The 6,203-nt window shown below is 63.9% G+C and carries 6 protein-coding genes; all 6 read left to right on the top strand.

Annotated elements, in window-relative coordinates; genetic code table 11:
* Window positions 1-637: 637 nt before the first annotated feature.
* The 6 genes from QZY07_RS04520 to QZY07_RS04495 all read left to right on the top strand — a co-directional run bounded on the left by QZY07_RS04520 (window position 638) and on the right by QZY07_RS04495 (window position 6,028).
* The gene (locus QZY07_RS04520) at window positions 638-1,312 is read left to right on the top strand and encodes a heme-binding protein (RefSeq protein WP_295400128.1); all 675 of its coding nucleotides are present in this window, start codon (window positions 638-640) and stop codon (window positions 1,310-1,312) included.
* Window positions 1,309-2,133 carry a phosphodiester glycosidase family protein gene (locus QZY07_RS04515; RefSeq protein ID WP_295400127.1) on the top strand — a complete coding sequence of 275 codons (825 nt, stop codon included), beginning with the start codon at window positions 1,309-1,311 and terminating at the stop codon, window positions 2,131-2,133. The genes QZY07_RS04520 and QZY07_RS04515 overlap by 4 nt, the downstream gene beginning before the upstream one ends.
* 404 nt (window positions 2,134-2,537) lie before the next feature.
* Complete coding sequence (locus QZY07_RS04510; protein ID WP_295400126.1) at window positions 2,538-2,960, top strand: helix-turn-helix domain-containing protein; 423 nt, start codon at window positions 2,538-2,540, stop codon at window positions 2,958-2,960.
* Complete coding sequence (locus QZY07_RS04505; RefSeq protein WP_295400125.1) at window positions 2,961-3,530, top strand: PIN domain-containing protein; 570 nt, start codon at window positions 2,961-2,963, stop codon at window positions 3,528-3,530.
* A gap of 75 nt (window positions 3,531-3,605) precedes the next feature.
* Window positions 3,606-3,986 (top strand): hypothetical protein, encoded by a 381-nt coding sequence (locus QZY07_RS04500; RefSeq protein ID WP_295400124.1) that lies wholly within the window; start codon window positions 3,606-3,608, stop codon window positions 3,984-3,986.
* Window positions 3,935-6,028: a DEAD/DEAH box helicase gene (locus QZY07_RS04495; protein ID WP_295400123.1), complete on the top strand. Its 2,094-nt coding sequence runs from the start codon at window positions 3,935-3,937 to the stop codon at window positions 6,026-6,028. The genes QZY07_RS04500 and QZY07_RS04495 overlap by 52 nt, the downstream gene beginning before the upstream one ends.
* Window positions 6,029-6,203 lie beyond the last annotated feature (175 nt).

Raw genomic sequence — 6,203 nt, 5'->3', positions numbered from 1 at the left:
CGGTTTGCGGCCGGCGCCGGGGCGGGCGCCGCCGCGTGACTGAGGGATGGGAGTGGACATGGCGCGGACCGAAGAGCAATTGAAAGCCGCACAATAATCAAAAACGCCCCGTCAGGCAACGTGCAAGGCTCGCTTCCTGGCATCCCGCGCAACCGAATGGAGCGGGACCGCGTGGAATACCGGCACCGTTCAGCGGTGCGGCTGCTCCGCGCCAAGATCAGCGCGCGAAAGCGGGCGACGGTCAACCCGCCGACCCGTCCGAATCGCCCGATCAGACCCGCCACCAGGCTGCCTTGCTCGACCGCCACCCCGAAGACCAGGGGCTCATGTCGGCGTACACCACCAGGCGACATCATGATTCCAGCGCCGCAGGACGGTTCGAGATCCCCGAGAGCTAGGCGGTTTGCGGATCGGCTTTCGGGTCTTTGCGTCGCGCGGTCAGTCAGATCCTGTAAAGCCGATGACCCTCGTTGAAAAAGGCATCGGCGCAAGGATGACAGAGACGATTCTCGTGACAATGGCTGTCGGCGGGGATAAACGGCCCCATCTCTTTCGCTCCAGGGCGATCCAGGTGGATCGCTCAGCATCTGCCCGCGCGCGGGTCGCGCTTCAACCGCATTCCAAATGGAGGTGATTCATGTCGACACTGTCAGGATGGCCTGTCCCCGCAGCCCTGGTCGCGCTGCTCCTGACCCTACCCGGAGGCGAGACGATGGCGATCGAGGAACCTTCCTATGAGACGATCCGTCAGGGACCAGACGTTGAATTGCGGCGCTATCGGCCCATCCTGCTGGCCGAGACCCAGGTCAGCGGCGACTTTGACGCCGTCGGCGGCACGGCCTTCCGGATTCTGGCCGATTATATCTTCGGCAACAACCAGACCCGCGAATCCATCGCCATGACCGCGCCGGTCAGTCAGCGCCCGGTCGGCGGTGCGGAACCGGACACCGGCACCCGTATCGAGATGACCGCTCCCGTCATCCAGCGGCTCACGGATCCGACGCGCGGCACCTATGTGATCAGCTTCCTGATGCCCGCGCGCTTCACCCTGACGACACTCCCGCGCCCGAATGACTCGCGGGTGATGCTCCGCGAGGAGCCGGCCCGTCTCATGGCGGTGCTGCGTTACTCGGGGAGCTGGGCCGAGTCCCGCTATCGCGAGCATGAGACGCAGCTACTCGCCGCCGTCCGGGCTGCGGGACTGACGCCGCTCGGCACCCCAATCTATGCCCGCTACAATTCGCCCTTCTCGCTCCCCTTCCTGCGCCGCAACGAGGTGATGGTGGAGGTCGCGGAGCCGGGTTTGCCATGAGTCCCCGGCGCCAGCGCCCGACGCGCATCCCAGGGTCGCCATGGGGCCTGCTCCTGGTCTTGCTGACGGTGGCCGCGAACGCCGTTGCCGCCGACTGGCGGCTCGCGGGAGACGCGGAGCGGTCCGCGCTCGGCCCGGCGCTGCTGTATGCCAAGCGCGTGGCGGTGCGATCCGCCGACGGCCAGGAGGTCGCCGCGCACCTCGCCTTTTTCACCTCGCGGGCGTACCGCCTGACGGTGATCGATCTCGGGGCCGGGACCGACGCCGCGACCCCGGCACTGGCGGAAGCGTTCCGGTCCGCGACCTGCCTGGCCGGCGTCAACGGCGGTTACTTCCATGCGAACGGGCAGCCGTTAGGGCTGGTCATCGCCCAGGGTCGACGGATCAACCGGTTCGAGACCGCAAAACTTCTCAGCGGGGTGGTCTACAGCGACGACCGGGGTCTTCATCTCGTCCGGCGGTCACGCTTCCGGGACCATCCGGGCATCACCGCCCTGTTACAGACCGGACCCTACCTGGTCGAGGACGGCCGGACGGTGCGGGGTCTGTCCACGTCCGTGACAGACCGCCGTACCTTCATCGCCACCGATTGGCGCGGACATTGGGTGCTGGGGGCGACCCTGAACCGGGTGACCCTCGCCGACCTGGCGGACGCTCTCGCGTCGTCGGAGAGTTTGACGCCCTGGCGGGTCGATCGCGCCATCAACCTTGATGGCGGATCGTCGAGCGGTTTTTTCTTTGAGCGGGGAGCGGACCAAGCGCCGGTGACGCTGACGCCCTGGAAGCGGGTCCGTCACCTGTTGGGAATCGTCTCGCGTTGATGGAGAGCTGCCGGTTGACGCGGTTATGTGAAGCTTCACATAACCGCGGATTTCTGTCAGTCGAGCCACCTTGCCCAGTGACAGGTCTGCCCCAAAGCTGTCACTGGATACTTGACTCGCAGAGGCTGGAGTTTCCTCGATAGCCGACGCAGACACGGGGTCGGGCTTACGATGTTTGCCGTGAGTCCGGCTGCGTCTATCTGGCCTCATCTCATCTCATCTGATCGATCCGCAGATCGCCTGACAATCCTTCAAACGGGAACCTGGACAGGATTCCCTGACCCGAGCTGAGTCGTTTCGAATATTTCGACGATGCCCTCGATTGCGCTACACTTTGGACGAACATGAGACCTCGGAGCGTTCAAATGATGATGAATATGGCGCAAACAGATCACGGGACACGAATGCCGACCGATGAAGAGGTGACCCTGGCGGTCGAAAGCAGTCGCTTGCTAGCCGCGTGCGTTGGGCAAGGCGAGTCGGCACGCCTGCGTCTAATTGACGGCTGCACCGATGTGACGGTGCCAGTCTCGGCGATCCACATGCTGGTCGACATTCTGAATCAGATGGCCCAGGGCAATGCGGTGTCGCTCGTTCCGATTCATGCGGAACTGACCACGCAACAGGCCGCTGATCTGCTCAATGTCTCCCGGCCGTTCTTGGTCAAACAATTGGAGTCGGGCGAAATCCCGTTTCACAAAGTAGGGCGACATCGGCGGATTCGCTTTTCGGATCTGATGGACTACCGCGACCACCTCGATCAGGAAAGTGCCGCGGCGGCGGACGCGCTGGCCGTGCAAGCCCAGGCGCTTGACTTGGGGTACTGAGTGGCGAATTTCACGGTGGTTTATGATGCCTGCCTGTTCTATCCCGCACCGCTGCGAGACCTGATGATCCGCCTGGCTCAGACGCGCCGCTTTCGTGCCCATTGGACCGAGGCGATTCAACGCGAGTGGTTGATCGCCCTGTTGCGCAATCGGCCCGAGCTTGACGAAATCAAGCTGTCACGGACGATGACGTTGATGAACCAGGCCGTCCCGGATTGTCTGATCACCGGCTATGAATATTTGACCGAGCAATTGTCGCTTCCCGATCCCAATGACCGGCATGTGCTGGCCGCCGCGATTCGTTGCGGCGCTCAGGCGATCGTGACGATGAACGTCAAGGACTTTCCAGCCGAGACGCTCGCGTCATTCGAGATCTTCGCACGCCACCCAGACGACTTCATCCTGGATCTGGCCGATCTCGAGCCGGCCGTTGTCACCACGGCGGCAAAGCGGCAACGCGCGGCACTCAAAGATCCGCCCCTTTCGCCGGATGAGTTCGTCAGCAAACTGCGACGGCAAGGACTCCCCGGCGTGGCGGCGTTTCTACAGCACGAGATCGCGCTGATCTGAGACTGGCCCCCGGTATGGTGACCACGCATCCCACGACGACATCGAGCGCCATCAGCATCACCGGGTCGGATGTCGATGGTGCACACGATCTGGACGCTTGCCTCGCCGATGGCAGAATCGATGGCTGAGCAAGATGCGCTGGCGGCGCTGCGGGCCGAAAATACCCGGCTGATCAAGCTACTGGAGGCGCATGGCATCGCATGGCGACGGCCACCCGAGCCTGCTCCTCAGGTCTCCGAGACGGGCACTTCAAAGCTGTCGACGCGCGAGAAGGTGGCGCTGTTCCGTCGGCTGTTCCGGGGCCGCGACGACGTCGCGACGACGTCTATCCGGCCCGCTGGGAGAACAAGACGCGCGACCGATCAGGCTATACGCCGGCCTGCGCCAACGAATGGCGCGCCGGCGTGTGCGACAAGCAGCGCATCAAATGCGCGGACTGCGGCCATCGCGTGCTGATTCCACTGACCGACGCGGTCATCCATGACCATCTGACCGGCAAGCTCACCATTGGTGTCTATCCCTTGCTGGAGGACGACACCTGCCATTTTCTGGCGGTCGATTTCGATGAGGCCGACTGGCGCGCCGATGCGCTCGCCTTCGCCCAGTCTTGCGAGGAGTTGGGTGTCCCCGTCGCGCTGGAAATCTCGCGCTCCGGCCAAGGGGCGCATGCCTGGATCTTCTTTGCCGAGCGGGTGCCGGCGCGCGAAGCCCGGCATCTGGGCACCGCCCTCATCAGCCACACCTGCGCCCGGACCCGGCAACTGACGCTCACCTCCTACGACCGACTCTTCCCGAACCAGGACCGGCTGCCCAAGGGCGGTTTCGGGAACCTGATTGCCTTGCCGCTACAGAAGGCACCGAGGGACAATCAGTGCAGCCTGTTCGTCGACCGCGATTGGTGCGCGCACCCAGACCAATGGGCCTTCCTGGCGTCCCTGCGGCTGATGTCGCCACAGGACATCGCGCCCACCATCCTGCGCGGTGGCGGCGGGGTCCATCCGTTGGACATCGCCTTCATCGACGAGGAAGACCAGGCGGAGCCCTGGAAACGACCGGTGCCGGCGGCCAAGGCATTGCCAAAGCCGATGCCCAAGACCGTGACCATGACCCTGGCCAATCGCCTCTATTTCGAGAAGGCGCAACTGCCGCAGCCACTGGTCAACCGACTGATCCGGCTCGCCGCCTTTCAAAATCCGGCCTTCTACCGGGCGCAGGCCATGCGCCTGTCGGTATGGGACAAGCCGCGCGTGATTGGCTGCGCGGAGAACTACCCACAGCATATTGCGCTGCCGCGGGGTTGTCTCGATGCCGTGCTGGACCTGTTGCGGGACAACGCCATTGGCTGCGAGCGTCACGACGAACGGTCTTCAGGTCGGCCACTCGCGGTCGAGTTCGTCGGCATCCTGCGCCCCGAGCAAGCTGCGGCGGTCACCGCCATGCTGCACCAGGACACGGGCGTTCTTTGCGCACCAACGGCGTTCGGCAAGACAGTCGTCGCGGCCGCGATGATCGCCCAGCGCCGCGTCAACACCCTGGTCCTGGTACATCGAACGGATTTGCTCAACCAATGGCGGGAGCGTCTGCAAGCCTTTATCGGCGTTGGCAAAGGGGTAATCGGCACCATCGGCGGCGGCACGGCCAAGCTCAACGGTCAGATCGACATCGCCGTGATGCAGTCGCTCGCGCGTCAGGGCGAGATCAACCCTTGTGTCGAAGACTACGGTCACGTCATCGTGGATGAGTGCCACCACCTCGGCGCCGTCTCATTCGAGGACATCCTCAAGCGCGTCAAAGCCAGATATGTTCTGGGTCTGACCGCCACGCCGATCCGCCGTGACGGCCAACACCCCCTCATCGTCATGCAGTGTGGCCCCATCCGATACACGGCGGCCCAGCCTGCCAGCGCCCCGCATGACCTCGCAGTCGTGCCGCGCGAGCTGTCAGCGCCGATCGATCTTCCACCGGAGTCCGGGATTCAGGACGTCTTTCGTCACCTGGCCAATGACCAGGGTCGGACCGACACCATCGTCGCCGCCATCCGCGAGGCGCTTGATCGGGGACGCAAGATTCTGGTGTTGACCGAGCGCACCGACCACTTGGATGCCATCCATGCGGCACTGGTTGACAAGGTCCCATCCCCCTTCGTGCTGCACGGACGGATGTCCGGAAAGCAGCGAACCGCCTTGATCGCCGAGTTGGATGCGCTACCGCCCGATGCTCCGCGGGTGTTACTCGCCACGGGCAAACTGGTCGGGGAAGGCTTCGATCATCCGCCGCTCGATACCTTGGTCTTGGCGATGCCGGTGTCGTGGCAGGGGACGCTCCAACAATATGCTGGCCGATTGCACCGGGAGCATGCTACCAAGCGTGACGTGCGCGTCATCGATTTCATCGATACCGGCCACCCTGCACTGCGACGCATGTGGGACAAGCGCCAACGGGGATATCGAGCGATGGGCTATCGGATCGCAGACCAACCTGAGTTGGATGTCCGCTGAGCGGCGATTTGCTGCCTTTCGGAATCACGTGCCGGATGGCTCCTTCGGGTCGTGACTGATCACTTGACGAAGCCCGATGGACTTTCCGCTGTCCGGATGGATCGGACGCCGCTTGCGAAAGGCCCAGTGACCGCTCCGGGGACGCAGCCGTCACGGAGTCAAGTGGGTCGAGTGG

The organism is uncultured Thiocystis sp., assembly GCF_903866365.1.
Classification (GTDB): domain Bacteria; phylum Pseudomonadota; class Gammaproteobacteria; order Chromatiales; family Chromatiaceae; genus Chromatium.
This window is presented reverse-complemented; position numbering and strand designations above follow the sequence as displayed.